Here is an 18,534-nt window from a genome sequence, read left to right as displayed (position 1 = left end):
GAGGAATCTAATTGAGGTCAAAATTCACTTCGAATATAATACAAAAACAATATAATGAAAATAATCTCATACAACGTAAACGGAATTCGTGCTGCCATCACAAAAGGATTTATTGAATGGTTACAACATGCCAGTCCAGATGTAATTTGTTTGCAGGAAATCAAAGCAACAGAAGAGCAAATTCCTGTTTCCGACATTACTGCAGCGGGATATCCTTACCAATATTATTATCCTGCAACCAAAAAAGGATATAGTGGTGTTGCAATTCTTTCAAAAATAAAACCAAATAATATAGTATACGGAACTGGAATTGAGCACATGGATTTTGAAGGTAGAAATCTTCGTGCTGATTTTGATGATTGTTCTGTAATGAGTTTGTACTTACCGTCGGGAACCAATGGCGATAGACTAAGCCACAAGTTTATGTATATGGATGATTTTCAAAATTACATAGACGAATTAAAAAAAGACATTCCGAATCTAATTATTTGTGGAGACTATAATATTTGTCACGAGGCCATTGATATTCACGATCCAATTCGAAACAAAAACACGTCGGGCTTTTTGCCGGAAGAAAGAGCATGGTTGGATAAATTCATGAAATCCGGATTTGTAGATAGTTTTCGCCACTTCAACAGTGAGCCACACCAGTATTCGTGGTGGAGTTATCGTGCAGGAGCTCGTGGGAATAACAAAGGTTGGCGTATCGATTACAATTTGGTAAGCGACTCTCTGAAAGATAAACTCAAAAGAGCCGTTATTTTGCCAGATGCGATGCATTCCGATCATTGTCCAGTTTTGGTTGAAATTGAATAGGCCTATATTAATGTCAATTTCAAAAAGAAAATAAAAATAAATTATAGTGGAGTAATCTGAATTATAGTTTTGCTTATTAAAAAATTTAACCCCAAATACCACAATAAATATTAAAACCTATCAAAATGATAAAAAAAATTTCCATCGGACTCTTAATTCTAGCTTTGTCTACATCTTGTGTTTCCAAGAAAATTTACAATGATCTCGAAACTAAATTCGCTGATTTAAAAAAGGAGAACAGAGCCATTTCTGATGAAAACGCTGCTTTGTTGGCGTCTAAAAAACAATTAGAATCAGAAAAAGCCGCTTTGCAAACCAGTTTGGACGATGTTAATGCAAATTTAGCCAAAGTGCAAGCTGACTATGCTGCTGCTAAGGATAAGATGAAAATTATGCAAGATTCGTATGCTGCTTTAGAGAAAAACAGTAATGAATCTTTGGAAGCCAACATGAAAAAGAATCGTGAATTGCTGGCTCAACTGGATGCAAAGGCAAAAGCATTGGCATCAGAACAAGAAAAATTAAATGAAAGTAGCCAACGCTTGAAAGAATTGGAAGATTTGATTGCGGCTAAAGAAGCTAGCATGAAAAAATTAAAAGAAACACTTTCTAAAGCACTAAATGGTTTTGAAGGAAAAGGTTTGACAGTTGAACAAAAGAACGGAAAAGTATATGTTTCTATGGAGAACAAATTACTTTTTAATTCAGGTAGTTGGGCCGTAGGTTCAGAAGGTAAAAAAGCAGTGGTTGAAGTAGGGAAAGTATTGGGAGACAATCCAGATATCTCAGTATTGATAGAAGGACATACTGATAACGATCCGTATGCAGGTTCAGGACCAATTGCTGATAACTGGGACCTTTCGACCAAAAGAGCGACAGCTATAGTTGCTATCTTGGGTGAAAATAAAAAAGTAAACAAACAAAATCTTACGGCTGCGGGAAGAAGCGAGTTCTCACCATTAACCAGCAATGCTACTGCAGAAGGAAAATCTAAAAACCGTCGTATCGAAATTATTTTGACCCCTAGATTGGACGAAATTTCAAAAATGTTAAATGATTTTTAGAAAAAGAAGCTAAAATTCTAAGATACTGAGTGCAGAAAAGGTTCGCGTGTAAACGTCGAACCTTTTTTGTTAAATTAAGTGTTACCAATCTATAATCGATGAACTAATTTTTATCTTTGTTTTCAAAAAAAACTTGAGCTCTTAGAAGCTTAGTCTCTTAGAAATTTAAAAAAATGAAATACACTACTTTACCGAATACTGATATTAAAGTCAGCAAAATATGCCTAGGGACCATGACTTTTGGGCAACAAAATACTGAATCTGAAGGGCACGCTCAAATGGATTATGCATTGGAGAATGGAGTCAATTTTTTTGATACCGCCGAGATGTATTCTATTCCTGGAAAGCAAGAAACTTACGGAAGTACCGAAAGAATAATTGGATCATGGTTTAAGAAAACAGGAAAAAGAGAAGAAGTAGTTTTGGCTTCCAAAATTGCTGGACCAAGTCCTATTTTTGGTTATATGAGAGAGAAATTAGATTTCTCACCAGCCAGTATCCAATATGCTTTGGATAAAAGCTTACAACGCCTCCAAACGGATTATTTGGATCTCTATCAGTTGCATTGGCCTGAACGCAAAACCAATTTTTTTGGACAACGCGGATACAAAGTACAAGAAGATGATGCTTGGGAAGATAATATTCATGCTGTTTTAGAAGCGTTGGATGGTTTTGTAAAAGCGGGAAAAATAAAACATGTTGGGGTTTCTAATGAAAATCCTTGGGGAATGATGCGTTTTCTGGAAGAAAGTAAATACAATAATTTACCAAGAATTAAAACCATTCAAAATCCGTATTCGTTATTAAATCGTCTTTTTGAGAATGCTTCTGCCGAAGTTTGCCTTCGTGAAAATGTGGGTTTATTGGCGTATTCACCAATGGCTTTTGGGGTTTTATCAGGTAAGTTTTTAACGGGAGAGAGCCACCCTAATGCAAGATTAAGCTTGTTTCCTCAATATTCGAGATACAGCAGTGCAAAATGTACAGAGGCAACCAGATTGTATCAAGAAGTCGCTCACAAACACGGATTGACATTGACCCAATTAGCCTTAGCTTTCGTAGAACAACAGCCTTTTGTTACGAGTAGTATTATTGGTGCCACAACGATGGAACAACTCAAAGAGAATATTGACACGATTACTGTATCTCTTTCCGAAGATATATTAAAAGATATAGATGCAGTTCAGGCTATCATTCCTGATCCAGCACCTTAATCATGAAGTAAATTAATAAACCCTGTCAAAATTCAAACTTGACAGGGTTTTTTGTTTTGTAATGGTGTCTGAATGGTTTTATTAAAACTATTCGACAATTAGTCTATAGGTCGAAACATGACCCAGTTCATTTTTGACGGTAACTATATAAAAGCCTTTGGAGTAATTATCCATTTTGATAGTATTTATGTCTTTATTTTCTGTTTTTTTCTTCAATAACATTTTGCCTTCCATATCAAAAAGAGTGACCTCGATAGGGTAATTTTTGTTTGATTTTTGGATAATAATTTCTGATTTAGCTGGATTAGGATAAATTAGAAATTGTGTTTTATCAAAAGAGGTGATGCCCAGAGAAGTGTCGGTAACTTTGTAAATAGTACCATTATTAAGAGCAGCAACGTATAGTTCACCATTGATATCTTCACCAAAGGAAGAAAAACTATTTCCTGTGAAGACTGTAGAGTAGGTAACCGTTCCACTAGACGTCATCATGCCTATTTGTGGATTACAATAATCCGTAAAGAAGTACAATCCCTTGAAATTAGGGTAAGAAGTTCCGTTATATACATATCCGCCAGTAACGGAACACGCACCTGTAGAATGGTTTATTGTTTTTAATGGAAACTTCAAAGAAGCTTGTGGCGGACAGCCAGTAGTATTGTACGCAGTATCACCTTCATAACAACGCCAGCCATAGTTTAATCCTGCTTGTGTAGCTGGTGCCATGTTGATTTCTTCTATATTGTCTTGTCCTACATCTGCAATCCATAGATTACCCAGTTTTTTGTCGAAAGAGAATTTCCAGGGATTCCGAAGACCAATTGCCCAAATTTCATCGGCACCGGCAATTCCTACATACGGATTGTTAGCAGGAATGCCATACGGAGTTCCTGAATTTACATCTATACGGAGCATTTTCCCTAATAATTCATTGATGTTTTGTGCTCTGTTTCCTGGATCTCCAGCGCTACCACCATCACCCATGCCAATATACAAATAGCCATCTGGTCCAAATTTTAGAGATCCTCCATTATGGTTGGCATAAGGTTGTGCAATGGTTAATAGTACAGTTGCACTTGAGGCGTTAGCAAGATTTGGGTTTGTACTATCAACAGAATATCTTGTAATTACTGTATTTCCAGATAAATTAGTGTGATTGGTATAAAAGAATCCATTTGATGCATAATTGGGATGAAAAGCTAAACCTAGCAGACCTTGTTCGCCGCCAGTACTTACCTGACCTGTAATATTAAGGAAAGCATTTGGATTTGTAGTTCCGTCAGGGTTTAATATTTTTATAATGCCATCTTTTTCTACAATAAACAATCTACTGTCTCCAGCATTTGTAATTTCCAGGGGGTTTGAAAAACCTGATGCAAAAGTCTTTAGTCCGATAGTTTGTGAATAGGAAAAATTTAAACAATAGAACATGAGAAATAAGGCTGCTATTTTCATAATCGAATGTTTTTTAAATAGACACAAATTTACGAATAAAACAACGTTGTTGATGTGTAACTTATTGTTTATTAATGGTATATTGCTCGTTTTTGAAGTTGTTTGATTTTATAAAAAAAGGATTCAGCTTTAATTAAAATGCGAATCCTTTTTTAAGTTTGTCCATTTTATATACTTGTATATATGATATGGTTTACAGGTTTTCTATAACTTGATCCTTAGGATAGCGTACTTTGTAACTAATCCTGATTTTCTTGGTTTCATTCGGTTTCATATGCAATTGCCAAGAGAGGATTCCTGTTTCTAGGTTTACTTTTGCATTATCGCTTTGTAATAATTCAACTTCAATGTCTTTATTAGAACTTAGCGGATATTGGTCTTTTAGTAACATTTCGATCGCCTCTTTTTTGTTGTTTCTAATAGAGATATCAAAGGTAAAAGTTTGTTCTTTCTTGGAAGATAAAAACTTGGTACCCGATTGATCCACTACTTTTTCTCGTTTTATAGTCACTTTCTTGTCACGTCCCATACTCAAACTCAAAGTGTCACTGGTTTGACTTGGTTCTATAAATGTTTTGCCTACATACATGCCTTCAAAAATGATATTGGCTTCACCTCTTAGTAAGTTGTATTTGCTGTAATCAGCAATTTCAGCTAGCAAAAATGCATCTTTATCAGCTTTCGGTACTGCATAATATTTATAAGAGGCAGGAAGTTTGATCTCTTTTAGCGAGACACTGTGTACTTTTCCGTTGGATAAAATATCATAAGGAATATCAATATCAAAAGAGATATTTAGTTGATTTTCGGCTACAGTGGTATAGTTTGAAACAGAAGATTCTGCCAACATTATAGGTTTTGGAGCCATTTCTTCATTGTCCATTCTAACACTTCCAGCGACTCCTTGCATTGCTTTTTTCTCACGTCTCATACCATAAGCAGCAGTCACTATTTCATTTTGTCTGTAATTCAAAAACCAAGTATTCAACAAGGGAGCCTGATTGTTTTGATTAGGAATACCACTGGACAAAGTTAGTTTTACTTTTTTCCAATCGACTCCTGTGTTTTGAACTATTTGAGCTTTGTACATCATATTTATTGGTGCGGTTACGCTTTCGGTACGCAAATCGTAGAAAGGTGCCCATGAAGCACTATTTGACAAATAAGTTATGTCTAACGGAACTGCTCCTGCCAAATTATTCATAACCTGTACAATCAATTTTCCTGATGAGGTTTTCTCTTCTTTGCTGGTATCAACTTCGAGTTTGTTGTTTAGTTTTTTAAGAATCTCATTCAGTTTTTGTTCTCTTTCGGTTAACGTATTTATCGTATTGGCAATTTCGGTTTGTTTGGTTTTATAATAATCAACCATTTTCATTAATTCCATCACATTCAAACCAGAATTAACTCCAGAAACTTGTTGGTTTCTGTCCAAAAGTGCCATTGTTTTGACTTCGGAATTTTTAGAATTGCCCACTTTTAGAAGCTCTTTCTGTACCAAAACAATGCTGTCTTTTACTCTTTTTAGTGCCGGTGATTTTAGATCTATTTCATATTCCGAAACATAATCATTGGTGAACTGAACAGAAAGAACGGTTAGTGTTGCTGGTGCACTTATTTGCACCGAATTTTCATTTAGATCAACAGCTACGTTTTTGATCACTATTTCGCTGGTGCCCAATGGCAAATTTACTGTGGAGGTTTGCGAAATCTCGGCAGCATTAAAATATACTGTTGCTGCTTTTACTTTGGCAGTCGTGAAAATTGGTTTTTGTGCCAATGCCAAAGCAGTAACGAATAAAAAGGCGGATAGTATTGTTTTTTTAAACATAAGTAGGTGTTTTAGTTTTAATATGGTAAACATTACAAATAACGAAAATTCCGGTGGGCTTTCAATAGTATATAGTAAGAATGATTTTCTTTTTTGAGTTGTCTATTATTTTTTCAAGTACGCCAAAAAATCTTTCATTAACCATTGGGCATCCATAACTGTTGCAAATTTCGTTTTCTTGTTCTTCAAATGGTATATCAAAATATTTATGCAAAACTATATTTCTATCAAAAGCATTACTGTTAGTCTTGTCTAAACCATATAATTTATATGCTTTTCCAAATATGCCTTTATAGGAATAGCCAATGGAATATTTTCCTAATGAAGTACAAAGTGAGTTCTTAGTATTGCTAAATTTTAGCTTTCCCGGAATTCCGGTTTCTGAACCGGAACCGTGACCCACTAGTCCTTTGTCAAGTAATTTGTTGTTTTTTAAATCATATATAAAAAACCGATTTTTTCCAGATGCAATTTTCATATCTATAAAAAAGCCAATTTCTGCATTGTATTTTGAATTGCCATTTACAAGCTTTTTAACTTCAATGATTTGACTTTCTAGTTTTTCTTTTGAAGTTTTAGGGAATGTTTTATTGTCTTTTTTATTCATGCAATTTAGACTGGAACAAAAAACTCCAATAAAAATCAGAAAGAAGAATGCTTTTCTCATATATGAATGTTTATTTTTCTACGGTATAACCTTTGGCTTTTGCCAAAGCCACGATAGATGTATTTATGGCATTCCCCAAATCGTCTTGTGATTTTGTTTTTTTAGCTTCGGCATCAATATATTGTTGACGTTTTTTGGCCAAATCCCCAATTTCTTTTTGAATCATTTCTCTTTCTTTTGTTTTTTGGGTAACAATCATTTCTACTTCGGCTTCAGATTTGTTTTGAAGCTCAGCTGGTAGTTCTTCTTTTTTAATTTTTGCTATGGCTTTAGGGTCTTCTTTTACTCGATCCACTAAGTCCCAGCTATCATTTTTGTACACCGCTTTAGATTTACTTACAGCACGCTCGGCATAATTAGCAGCAGATACACCCTGTGCATTTTTGTCTTGAGCTTCTTGGTTCATTTTTTTAGAAGAACCTTTTGCTCCATAGCCAATATAGGTGTCATTTATCTTTAGATTGCATTTGGATATTTGATCGTCATATGGCGTTGACACGTATTGCACAGATTGGTTAGAGTCAATGTTAAAGTATTTTCCTTTTCCATAATCGGCACCGTCTTTCCAAAAGGAGTTAATGCCTTCTGAGCTGCTTCCGCAAAAAATAGTATTCACATAAATATCATTTTTCATTGCATCACTTATGGCTTCTTTATAGTTTATTCCGCCTTGGTTGAAAGCCTCGTTTCCTGCAATATAGATGAGTTTCATATTATTGCTTGCTTTTTCCCATTGTAATTTCTTTGTGGCATCTTGAATTACTGCACCACAATATTCATTACCACCATTGGTTCTTAAAGAGAATAATTTTTCGGAAATCAAATCCAAGTCGGTAGTAAGCGGTGTAACTTGTCTAATATAATTGGATTGATGCGCTAATCCGTCATTACCATATTCATACAAAGCAATTTCGATATCGGGAGTTTTACCAGAATATTTAAGCGTAGTCAAAGTGTTTACAATGTTCCAAAGTCTAGATTTGGCTTGATCGATTAATCCATCCATACTATTGGAAGTATCTAATAAAAGCGCGACTTGAATTTTGTTGTTTTCATTTGCTTTAGGATTTTCTATTCTTGTGTTTTTTATAGGTTTCGCATTTGAAGAATTGCAACTTGCAAAAGAGAATGTCGTTGCCAAAAGTGCTGTGATTAATAGAGTCGATTTCATGATTTCTAGTTTTTAAGAGTTGATTATAGACCAAACTTAAAAACTTAAAGAGCACCTTTTTTGAAGAAATGGTGAAACGGGTTTCCCACTTGGTGAAACGAGTTGTAAAAGGAATTAAAAATACTTTACTTTGTTTTATTAAAGTAACTAAGTGGCTGAGTTGCTAAGATTCAAAGTTTTTTTGCTTTTTAATGCCGGCAAAAAAACCTAATTTTTCTCCTTAGCCCCGATTGAAGTGGAAATCCTCTTGTACTGTGGTTCAGTACAAGAGATTGTAACGGAAAGCGGGACCTAATGTTTGCAAGAATGCCAAATGTTTCCGCTTCAAATTATTATTAATCCAACAAGAATCTTAGTAACTTAGATTCTTAGTGCCTTAGAAACTTAAAAAATGCGCTTACTAACAATATATTTCTACTTCCTTCTCTCCTTGTTATTGTTTCCTTTTGGAGCAGTGGCACAGGATACTATATCCAAAAGTAAAGCCATGCCTGCTTCTAAGATGCGTAAGGTGACTAATGATTTGAAAAAATCTTTGGACAATAATGACGAAACTCAGATTGCTCAAAACTATGAGCGATTGGCTAATGAGTTTCTAAATAAGGGAGATAATGCTAAAGCCGAAGAGTATTTTAAAAAAGCAATTACGAGCTACACCAAATTAAAATTGGTAGATGATAAAACCCGTGTAACCAGAAGTCTAGCCAAAGTACAGGAATCCCAAAAAAATTATGAATCGGCGATTAAGAATTATGAAGTGGCAGGTGCTATTGCCGAGGATAAAAGCCTAGAGAAAATAAATGCTAATGATGCCAATAGGTTGCGTTCTGTAGCAAGTCCCATAGCTCAAGCAGGTTATGTTGATTCGAATATAGAGTTGCTCAAAAAGGAAAATAAAAAAGATGAGGTTTCGGATGCATATGTGAAAAAGGCCGAAAACTCGCTTCAGCAAAAAAATAAGGAAGTTGCTATAGAAAGTTACAATCAAGCACTCGCTTATGCAAAAGGAAAGCCGGCAACCATTATTAAAATTAATAACGAAATTGCCAAAGTGTATGCTTCAGATAACCAGTTTGACAAAGCAATTGGTATTAACGAAAAGCTTTTGGCGGAAGCCAAAACCAAACAGGATTTTACTACTCAAATCAAGCAATTACAATCGTTGTCTACTCTTTATTTCAAAAAAGAAGAACCAAACAAAGCCATCACAGCTTTGAAAGAAGCTTTTACTTTGGCACTACAAAAAGGAAATTCAGCCGAAGCCAAAAAGAGCTTGACCTCTTTGACTCAGTATTACAATGAAAAGGGGAATAACAAAGAAAGTTTGGAATTATATAACCAATTTCTTCAAAATTTTGATCAATTAATACAATCTGATACGACTCTGATTGATGCCAAAACATTCCAGGTTAGTGAAGATAAAATTCGTCAATTAGAAAAGGAAAAATTGTTGAAGGATGAGCTAATTACAAAGAAAAACACTTTTAATTATTTTCTTTTGGGTTCAATAGCCTTGCTTTTATTGCTGTTTTCATGGATTGTAAAAACGCTTTTTTCCATTAAAACAAAAAATAAAGAAATAGCATTGCAATCGTTGCGTAGGGAAATGAATCCGCATTTTATTTTCAACAGCCTTAATAGTGTTAACCAGTTTATAGCCGAAAATAAAGAGCGGGAAGCCAATAAATACTTGACTTCCTACTCTAATTTGATGCGAAATACGATGGAGAATTCCAACAAGGATTTCGTTACATTGGATAACGAATTGGAGCAATTGAAAAAGTATTTAGAATTGGAACATTTGCGTTTTCATGATAAGTTTGATTTCAAGATTAGTGTTGATCCAGAATTGGATTCAGAAAGGACTATGGTGCCAAATATGATTATTCAGCCACATTTAGAGAATTCTATCTGGCATGGTTTGCGTTATTTGGAAGCCAAAGGATTATTACAATTGCAAGTTCAATTAACGAATGAGAAAGTGGTGGTCCGTATTGAAGACAACGGAATTGGTTTAGCCAAAAGCCAAGAGCTGAAAACGACTAATCAAAAAGCGCATCAATCGCGGGGAATGAGTAATACGAAAGAGCGTATTAGTTTGCTTAATGAGCTGTACAAAAAGAATATTGTTTTTCAAATTTCGGAGAAAGCTCTTCCAGAAACAGGAACGGTAGTCGAAATTATTTTTCCATTAATTGATAAAATAGGATGAATTTTCAAAAGATAAAAAGTGTTATTGTCGAAGACGAATTGGCGGCTCGTGAAGTACTCAAGAATTATTTGAGCAAGTATTGTCCGCAAGTTGAGGTCATTGGCGAAGCACAAAACATAAAAGAAGCAGTTCCTTTGTTGCATGAATTGCAACCACAGTTGGTTTTCCTGGATGTCGAAATGCCTTTCGGGAATGCTTTTGATGTTTTAGAAGCCTGTAAAGATTTGCATTTTGAGACTATTTTTGTAACGGCTTTTTCGGAATATTCTTTGAGAGCTTTAAATCAGAGTGCAGCGTATTATTTGCTAAAACCCATCAGTATTGAAGAATTAATTGTTGCGGTAAATAAAGTGCACCATCAAATCCTTAATCACGAGATTTTTAATAGGAATAAGATAATTGTTGCCAATTTTCAGGAAGCTAAACCCGAAAAGCAACAGGTGATTTTGCCAACACTTGAAGGTTTTGAAGTTGTAAAAATGGAGGAAATAGTTCGTCTTCGGGGCAATGGTAATTTCACCGACTTGTATCTTCATAACGGAGATAAAAAAATGGTATGCCGCTTTTTGAAACACTTTTCAGAAATCTTACCCTTGCCTTTTATACGCGTTCACAAATCCCATATTATCAATTTGAACTGTGTGAAATCGTATAACAAAGGCGGTATTATCACCTTGAATGACACCACAGAAATTGAGGTTTCTCCAACGTATAAAGAGGATTTCCTGAAGAATTTTAAATAGTTAATTGATAAAAACAGTTTAAAAAACATTTCGAGAAGACGTGCAAAAGCGGCACAGAGATCCACAAAGTTTTTTTAAGTTTTAAAAAAGTTCTTTGTGTGACTTCCTGTTCTTCTTCGTGTGTCTTTGTGTAATATTATTTTAAAAATCAAACTCTTCTTTAACTGCTATAGAATCAATAACAGTTGTATCCTTCACTTTGATGTTCAATAAGGAATGTGCACGTCCTGTAAGCGTTACTGGAGCCGACAGACCTATTGTATCTTCAGGAACTAACAACCCGCGGCGGAACATGAGGTTTCTCAAGAATGCCTGTTGTTTGGTTGCATAAGATTTTTGCAAACCTTCCTGATCAAATTGCCACATGAATTTCTTTGGTTTTGGGATAATTGTTGCTAGATATAAACATTCGCGTACATTTAGATCGGCTGGTTTTTTCTGGAAATAAAATTCCGCAGCTTCACCTATTCCATATACATTTGGACCCCATTCGATAATGTTGAAATAAACCTCCAGCATACGTTGTTTGCTCGTGATTCGGTTGTTTTCTATGATGTATACCAAAAGGATTTCTTCCAGTTTTCTCGATAAGGTTTTTTCTCTGGTAAGGAATACATTTTTGACCAATTGCATACTTATGGTACTCGCTCCGCGAGAAAACTTTTTGGTACGAATGTTTTTAAGAATAGATTGTTTGAAGGCTTCGTTTATAAAACCGTGATGTGACATAAAAGACGGATCTTCTGAGGTCAAAACACATTTTTGTAAATATGGCGAAATTTGATCGAAAGGCGTGTAATACGGATTGCTTGAGCCAACAAATATTGGACGTTGAGGCACGCCATTATCAATTGCTCGATAAGTGAATTCTCCGTTTAGTTTGGCTAGATCAATATTTCCGTATTTGATTATGTTTAGATTTTGTTTGTTTATGTTACTCTTGAAAACAATGGTATTCGGTTTGTTTTTATTGAACATGAAATCCAATTTATAATCAAAACCTCCAGTAGCTTCCATACCTTGAAAATGGGTAAACAATCCATCAGGAAGAGAAGTGATGAAATCTTGAGCTCTCATTTTCGGGATAGCAACTTTGAGTTTATAAACCGTATCTTTTTCGGTGTTATAGGATAAGTAAGGATGTAATTTGATTTTATTGAATTGGATAGTTGAACTACTATCTATAGAAATGAAATCAGACCCCAACAAGAAACGATAATCAAATCTTGCGTTTTTGATGACTACATCTTTATTGGCAATTCGTTTATGGTTCATTTTTAGGTTCGTAATCGAGGTGAAACCATCTAGATGCAATTCTCCATGACTCATGTCGATGTTTTGAACTTTTAATCTAATTGAGTCAAAACTGGCTTTTAGATTATAACGTTCGTCAAAATATGGAACTTTGATGGCACCAGTATCTATATTGAAAAATCGGATGTCACCTTTTTTATTTCTTGGGTCAGCAAAACCATTTATTCTCCATCTTTGTGTAAAAGTATTGGTTTGTACATCTATAGAAGATTCTAATTTGCTTTTAAATAAGGTTAGTTTTTTGATGTTAATAGTTGCCTTTTTTCCATTATCGTCTAGTTTGAAAACTAAATTGTCAAGGGTCATGTCTGTTGGAACCAAATTGAGAATTTTAGTAATGATGCGATAGGCAAATTCCGCATAATCTCTTTTTTTAGTTGTTTTTGGTTCGTTTTTGTCTTTTTTCAAGAAGGCACCAAAATTCTTGACATTACCTTTTTTAGTTAACAGGACATTTCCATTTTTGATTTCTAGAGTCCCGAGTTGAACATCACCAATGAATAAATGCAATAAATTGACGCTTGTTTTTATTTTTTGAATTTTAAAAAGCGTGTCCAAATTTTTTGGTGCTAAGGTTATTTCTTCCAGTTCTATTCCGGAAAGTCCATTAAAAGAAGCTTTTTTTATGACAAAAGAACTGTTGTATTCCAGATTCATGGTAGTCGAAACTTTATCAATGGCTTGATTTAGCAATTCGTTTCTAAACACGAGAAAACCAATAATGAGAAGAATGAAAACTACTCCAATAATTTTGGAAGTTAGGAGGATCTTTTGTTTAGTGGTTCTCATATTTATTGAAATGGAAAATATTTTTTATAATTTTTATCAAGGTATAAGTATGCGTTGAATTTGCCAATTAAATGACATCAATACTAATACCGATTTTTTTATGCAATTTCACAAATTTACAGAAATAAATCTGTGTGAATTTGTGAAATCGATGTTAAACTTAATAACTGGATTTACTACGTATTAGCCTTTTATTCTATCCGAATAATTGACTGGCTACGTCTTCAATTTTGGCAACCAATTGAATCTTTATTCCAGGATTTTTTAAAGCTATCTTGTTGTATTTGGACACAAAAATGGTCGAAAACCCTAATTTTTCAGCTTCTTGAATGCGCTGATCTACTCGGTTTACAGGACGTATTTCGCCCGAAAGACCAACTTCGCCTGCAAAGCAAAAGTCTTTATTGACTGGAATATCTTCATTAGATGATAAAATTGCGGCTACTACTGCCAAATCGATGGCTGGGTCGTCTACAGAGATTCCACCAGTTATATTCAGGAAAACGTCTTTAGCTCCCAATCGGAAACCAGCTCTTTTTTCTAAAACAGCCAAAATCATATTTAGTCTTTTGGCATTGTAACCCGTGGTGCTTCGTTGTGGAGTTCCATAAACAGCAGTACTCACTAGTGATTGTATTTCGATCATCAAGGGGCGCATGCCCTCGAGTGTTGTAGCAATAGCTGTTCCGGACAGTTCTTCGTTTTTGTGTGAAATTAATATTTCGGAAGGATTAGATACTTCTCTTAATCCGCTGCCAAGCATTTCGTAAATTCCAATTTCGGCAGTAGAACCAAAACGGTTCTTCAGTGAACGCAAAATACGATAGACATGATTTCGATCACCTTCAAATTGAAGCACTGTGTCTACCATATGCTCTAGAATTTTTGGACCGGCAATTGTTCCGTCTTTAGTAATATGTCCAATTAAAATTACTGGTATATTGGTTTCCTTGGCAAACTTAATCAGTTCTGCAGTGGTTTCTCGTATTTGAGAAATACTTCCGGAAGTTGATTCTATATAATCAGTATGTAAAGTCTGAATTGAATCGATTATGACAATTTCAGGCTGAATAGTTTCAATTTGTTTGAAAATATTCTGTGTTTTGGTTTCAGTAAGGATGTAGCAATTATCTCCATTGGGAGTGATACGTTCAGCGCGCATCTTGATTTGCTTTTGACTTTCTTCTCCCGAAACGTATAATGTTTTATAAGGTAACTTTAAAGAAATTTGCAATAAAAGGGTACTTTTCCCAATACCAGGTTCACCTCCTAAAAGAGTGAGAGAGCCAGGAACGATTCCACCACCAAGTACTCTGTTGAGTTCCCCGTCGGTAGTATTCAGTCGAATTTCTTCGGTGCTGTCAATTTCGTTTATTCTTAAAGGTTTTGGGGCTTTACCACTAGAAGATGAATCGCTATTCCAGGCAACTTTTTCTTGTTTTTGAATGATTTCCTCGGCAATAGTATTCCATTCTTTGCAAGAATTACACTGACCTTGCCATTTGGCATATTGTGCACCGCAATTCTGGCAAAAAAATGTTGTTTTTACTTTAGCCATTATTATTGCTTTTTTTCTTCTGTTACAGGAGTTTCTGTCGCAGGGGTTTCGGATGCTGGAGTTTCTTCAATAGTTTCTTTTTTAGAATCTGTTTCTTGACCAACTTTTCCTTTTATTTTTGGCTTTTTAGCAAAGGTTTTTTTCAACTCTTCAGCTTTGGCAAACATCATGTCTTTAGTAAGATCCGCGATTTCTTCTTTATTAAATCCTGACATATAATAGCGAACAGCTCTAGGATTATCACCTTTTTGCTCAAACATGGTTGCTAATTCATAGTCTCCCAACATGCTTTTTGGGTAATTTTTATCGGCAAGAATTGCTAATGCATCTAAGTCATTATAGTCTTTGTTATGCATAATTGCAGCTTCAATTGCTTTGAAATCATTGATTCGAATCGTTTTCTTTATTCCAAATGAATTTTCAATAATGTCATACTTTTTTTTCAAGTAATCAGTATAACCCTCTTTTAGCGTAACTATTTTGTTATCGTATTCTAAAGGTGTTATTGGTAGTGTTATTGAGAATATTTGGTATAATGCACTTGGTATAGAATGTAAGACCAAAGAGAAATGCGAAGCGTCTTTAAAATTTTCAAACTTATAATTCAAATCTGGATTTTTGATTTCTTTGATTTTATTATCCAGTTGTTGAATTTTTTCTTGCATATTCTTTTCGTCACCATCTGCTGTAGACAAATAGTAAAAAATAGGTTGTTTTAATGATGATAGTATTTCTGGAATTTGTTGCTCCATACCTTGAGGTAATTCAGGGCTTAATGAGATATAGGCATGAAATAAAGGAACATCTTTATACAAAAAGTAATTTAAAAAAGCTGCGGTTGTGTCGTGCCCTGCAATAATCTTAAAATTTGTGGTTCTATAATCGTGTTGTATATGTGGGAGAAGTTCAAGTGCTATGAAATCATAAAAATCTATACTTTTTCCTTCTGGCATTCCAGAAGTTTCATCAATACTACCACAATCTGCTACTCTTTCATCTTTTTTATTTTGGCTAATTGCTACGATTATCACTTCAGGTAAATCATCCCAATAAGTATCATAGTTCAATGCTGATTTAAAAGGATTTAATAAATAATCACCATCCAATAAAATTAATAAAGGATATTTTTTAGTTGGGTTCTTTTCGTAAGAAGCAGGTAATGAGATAACAATTTCTCTGGATTCCTTTAATTTATTCGAATTAAAATTTTCGGTTTTAGTTTGAGAAAAAGAAGAAATTGAAATAAGACTCAGTAATGCTATAAAGAGATGTTTCATAAGTTTTGGGGCTAAAATTTATTTTAAAAAGCAGGTAAGCAATATAGTCAATTATTTAATTGATTTTGTTATTGTAAGTAATTCTGTCGGGTTGTTTGTTTTAAAGTGTTGAGCCTAAAAGGGGGTAGGTTCATAACAATGAAAAACTAAATGATGTCTTATGTTTTATTTATTTCATGTAGGTATGAAATTGCCAAAACGGAATCAGACACAAATAACGTGGGCAGATTTTGAATATTGTGTTGTTATTCTTGGAACCGGAAAGGTTCTTTTATTTCTAGTTTTTTTAGGTCAATGAATTGTCGTTTTCATTTGGGAAAATAATCCATGGTTTGAAAGTTTTGGCTTCTTCAAATTCAAGTAAAGCATAAGATATTATGATGATTATATCATCTTTTTGTACTTTACGGGCAGCAGGACCATTTAAAGTGATGATTCCTGAGTTTTTTTCTCCTACAATGGCGTAAGTATCAAAACGTTCTCCGTTATTAATGTTAACAATAGAAACTTTTTCTCCTTCAATAATGTTGGAGGCTTCTAGTAATGCTTCATCGATTGTGATACTCCCGATATAATTTAAATCGGCTCCAGTAACTTTTACACGATGTATTTTTGATTTTACTACTTGAATGTGCATGGCATTTTAATTTAATGAAATAGTGTCGATTAATCGAATGTTGTTTACAAATACCGCAATAAAAGCACGGTATTTTTTATTTTTATTTTTTCTAATACATGTCGAAAGCGTGGCTTCGTCAGCAATTTCAAAGTATTCTAAGGTAAAGGAATTATTTTTTTCAAATTCTTTTTTTACCCAAGCAGTAATCTTTGTGGCACTTTCGCTATTGAATTTTGTTTTAGCAGCTTCTAATGTTTTGTAAATGATTGAAGCTTCTTCTCGCTCTTGCAAAGTTAAGCGTTCATTTCTAGAACTCATAGCAAGTTGGTTGGTTTCTCTAAAAATTGGGCAACCAATAATATTAACTTTCAGATTGTTCTTTTCTGTCATTTTTTTAACAATCTGTAACTGCTGAAAATCTTTCTCGCCAAAATAAGCATTTGTAGGATTTACAATCTCAAATAAGCGTTTTACGATGGTACCAACACCGTCAAAATGCCCAGGCCTAAATTTTCCTTCCATCTTTTCTTCCAGCCCGTCAAAACTAAATGATTGAGCTAAGGTTTTTCCTTCGTAGATGTCATCAACAGATGGAGCATAAATTATAATTTCTGAATTTACACTAAAAATTTTAGTTATATCTGACTCTAAATTGCGAGGGTATTTTGCTAAGTCTTCAGGATTGTTAAATTGTGTTGGATTTACAAAGATACTAACAACAGTTCTGTCATTTTCTTTAGTAGATTGGCGCATTAACGACTGATGCCCTTCGTGTAAAGCACCCATTGTAGGAACAAAACCTATAGTAGAATTTGTAGTCTTAATTGAAGATAAATAGTCGATTAAAGCTACTTTTTCATAGAAAACAGGCATGGTAGTTTTGTTTAAATTAGATGCAAACATAATATTTTAGTCTATAACTGCATAAATTTTTGTAATTTTGCGTGGTTTTTATTGCCAATTAATTAATTGATTCATACTATGAAAGATAAGAGGATATTATACGTATCATCTGAAGTTGTACCTTATCTAGCTGAAAATGAGGTTTCATTAATGTCTTATGACGTGCCAAAAATGATTAATGATCAAGGAGGTCAAATTCGAATTTTTATGCCAAGGTATGGAAATATTAACGAAAGAAGACACCAATTGCATGAAGTGATTCGTCTTTCTGGGATGAATTTGGTCGTGAATGATTTAGACATGCCACTAATTATCAAAGTAGCTTCAATTCCTAAAGAAAGAATACAAGTATATTTTATCGATAATGATGAGTATTTTAAAAGAAAAGCAACTTTTGCAGATGAGGAAGGGGTAATGTATCCTGATAATGATGAGCGTGCTATATTCTTTGCAAAAGGAGTAGTTGAAACCGTTAAAAAATTGAACTGGGTTCCAGATATTATACATGTTCATGGTTGGATGGCAGCGATGTTGCCCGTATATATGAAACATTTTTATAAAAATGAAGCTTTGTTTTCCGATACTAAAATAGTTACATCGGTATATGCTCAGTCTTTTGATGGGACTTTAGATATCGGTATGATTAATAAAGTGAAATTTGATGGGGTACCTGCAGAAGCTATTTCAGACTTAGAAGTGCCAGATTTCGAAAACATCATGAAAACTACAGTTTTGAATTCGGATGCAGTAATAATTGCTTCAGATGGGCTGTCTTCAAGTTTAACAAAATTTATAGAATCTTCAGGAAAACCTTTTTTACCTTTGGTTTCGAAAGATAGTTTCTCCGCTGCATACACGGAATTCTATAAAAATATGCTCCTATAAATCAAAATTTTACGTA

The 18,534-nt window shown here is 34.2% G+C and carries 15 protein-coding genes; 6 read left to right on the top strand and 9 right to left on the bottom strand.

Going from position 1 to position 18,534, the window contains the following annotated elements:
- Positions 1 to 54 precede the first annotated feature (54 nt).
- From OZP08_RS02680 to OZP08_RS02670, 3 genes are all read left to right on the top strand, one after another.
- Positions 55 to 816: an exodeoxyribonuclease III gene (locus OZP08_RS02680; protein WP_268848220.1), complete on the top strand. Its 762-nt coding sequence runs from the start codon at positions 55 to 57 to the stop codon at positions 814 to 816.
- Between the two features lie 125 nt (positions 817 to 941).
- The gene (locus tag OZP08_RS02675) at positions 942 to 1,880 is read left to right on the top strand and encodes an OmpA family protein (RefSeq protein WP_268848219.1); all 939 of its coding nucleotides are present in this window, start codon (positions 942 to 944) and stop codon (positions 1,878 to 1,880) included.
- A 173-nt stretch (positions 1,881 to 2,053) separates the two neighbouring features.
- The gene (locus OZP08_RS02670; RefSeq protein ID WP_281322917.1) at positions 2,054 to 3,094 is read left to right on the top strand and encodes an aldo/keto reductase; all 1,041 of its coding nucleotides are present in this window, start codon (positions 2,054 to 2,056) and stop codon (positions 3,092 to 3,094) included.
- A gap of 87 nt (positions 3,095 to 3,181) precedes the next feature.
- Here the strand turns inward: OZP08_RS02670 and OZP08_RS02665 are convergent, their stop codons facing one another.
- The 4 genes from OZP08_RS02665 to OZP08_RS02650 all read right to left on the bottom strand — a co-directional run bounded on the left by OZP08_RS02665 (position 3,182) and on the right by OZP08_RS02650 (position 8,218).
- Complete coding sequence (locus OZP08_RS02665; protein ID WP_281322916.1) at positions 3,182 to 4,549, bottom strand: PQQ-dependent sugar dehydrogenase; 1,368 nt, start codon at positions 4,547 to 4,549, stop codon at positions 3,182 to 3,184.
- A gap of 193 nt (positions 4,550 to 4,742) precedes the next feature.
- A complete protein-coding gene (locus tag OZP08_RS02660) occupies positions 4,743 to 6,380 on the bottom strand; it encodes a DUF4139 domain-containing protein (RefSeq protein WP_281322915.1) in 1,638 nt (545 codons plus the stop codon).
- Positions 6,381 to 6,441: 61 nt separating this feature from the next.
- Entirely contained in the window at positions 6,442 to 7,047 is a 606-nt protein-coding gene (locus OZP08_RS02655; RefSeq protein ID WP_281322914.1) for a murein L,D-transpeptidase catalytic domain-containing protein, read from the bottom strand.
- A 10-nt stretch (positions 7,048 to 7,057) separates the two neighbouring features.
- Positions 7,058 to 8,218, bottom strand: a complete 1,161-nt coding sequence (locus OZP08_RS02650; RefSeq protein ID WP_281322913.1) for a vWA domain-containing protein — start codon at positions 8,216 to 8,218, stop codon at positions 7,058 to 7,060.
- A gap of 391 nt (positions 8,219 to 8,609) precedes the next feature.
- Between OZP08_RS02650 and OZP08_RS02645 the strand changes: the two genes are divergently transcribed.
- Positions 8,610 to 10,430: a tetratricopeptide repeat-containing sensor histidine kinase gene (locus OZP08_RS02645; protein WP_281322912.1), complete on the top strand. Its 1,821-nt coding sequence runs from the start codon at positions 8,610 to 8,612 to the stop codon at positions 10,428 to 10,430.
- A complete protein-coding gene (locus tag OZP08_RS02640; protein ID WP_268848212.1) occupies positions 10,427 to 11,173 on the top strand; it encodes a LytR/AlgR family response regulator transcription factor in 747 nt (248 codons plus the stop codon). The genes OZP08_RS02645 and OZP08_RS02640 overlap by 4 nt, the downstream gene beginning before the upstream one ends.
- A 141-nt stretch (positions 11,174 to 11,314) precedes the next feature.
- On the opposite strand, the gene OZP08_RS02635 is transcribed toward OZP08_RS02640, so the two are convergent.
- From OZP08_RS02635 to panC, 5 genes are all read right to left on the bottom strand, one after another.
- A complete protein-coding gene (locus tag OZP08_RS02635) occupies positions 11,315 to 13,276 on the bottom strand; it encodes a transglycosylase domain-containing protein (RefSeq protein ID WP_281322911.1) in 1,962 nt (653 codons plus the stop codon).
- A 196-nt stretch (positions 13,277 to 13,472) separates the two neighbouring features.
- Positions 13,473 to 14,834: a DNA repair protein RadA gene (gene radA, locus OZP08_RS02630; RefSeq protein ID WP_268848210.1), complete on the bottom strand. Its 1,362-nt coding sequence runs from the start codon at positions 14,832 to 14,834 to the stop codon at positions 13,473 to 13,475.
- 2 nt (positions 14,835 to 14,836) lie between these two features.
- Entirely contained in the window at positions 14,837 to 16,111 is a 1,275-nt protein-coding gene (locus OZP08_RS02625; RefSeq protein WP_281322910.1) for an alpha/beta hydrolase, read from the bottom strand.
- 286 nt (positions 16,112 to 16,397) lie between these two features.
- Positions 16,398 to 16,748, bottom strand: coding sequence for an aspartate 1-decarboxylase (gene panD, locus OZP08_RS02620; RefSeq protein WP_268848207.1), 351 nt, complete (start codon positions 16,746 to 16,748; stop codon positions 16,398 to 16,400).
- A gap of 6 nt (positions 16,749 to 16,754) precedes the next feature.
- Positions 16,755 to 17,633: a pantoate--beta-alanine ligase gene (gene panC, locus OZP08_RS02615; RefSeq protein ID WP_281322909.1), complete on the bottom strand. Its 879-nt coding sequence runs from the start codon at positions 17,631 to 17,633 to the stop codon at positions 16,755 to 16,757.
- Between the two features lie 78 nt (positions 17,634 to 17,711).
- Between panC and OZP08_RS02610 the strand changes: the two genes are divergently transcribed.
- Complete coding sequence (locus tag OZP08_RS02610) at positions 17,712 to 18,518, top strand: glycogen/starch synthase (protein ID WP_268848206.1); 807 nt, start codon at positions 17,712 to 17,714, stop codon at positions 18,516 to 18,518.
- Positions 18,519 to 18,534 lie beyond the last annotated feature (16 nt).

The organism is Flavobacterium aestivum, from assembly GCF_026870175.2.
GTDB lineage: Bacteria > Bacteroidota > Bacteroidia > Flavobacteriales > Flavobacteriaceae > Flavobacterium > Flavobacterium aestivum.
Note: the sequence above shows the minus strand (reverse complement) of the source record. Positions and strands in the feature narration are given on the sequence as shown.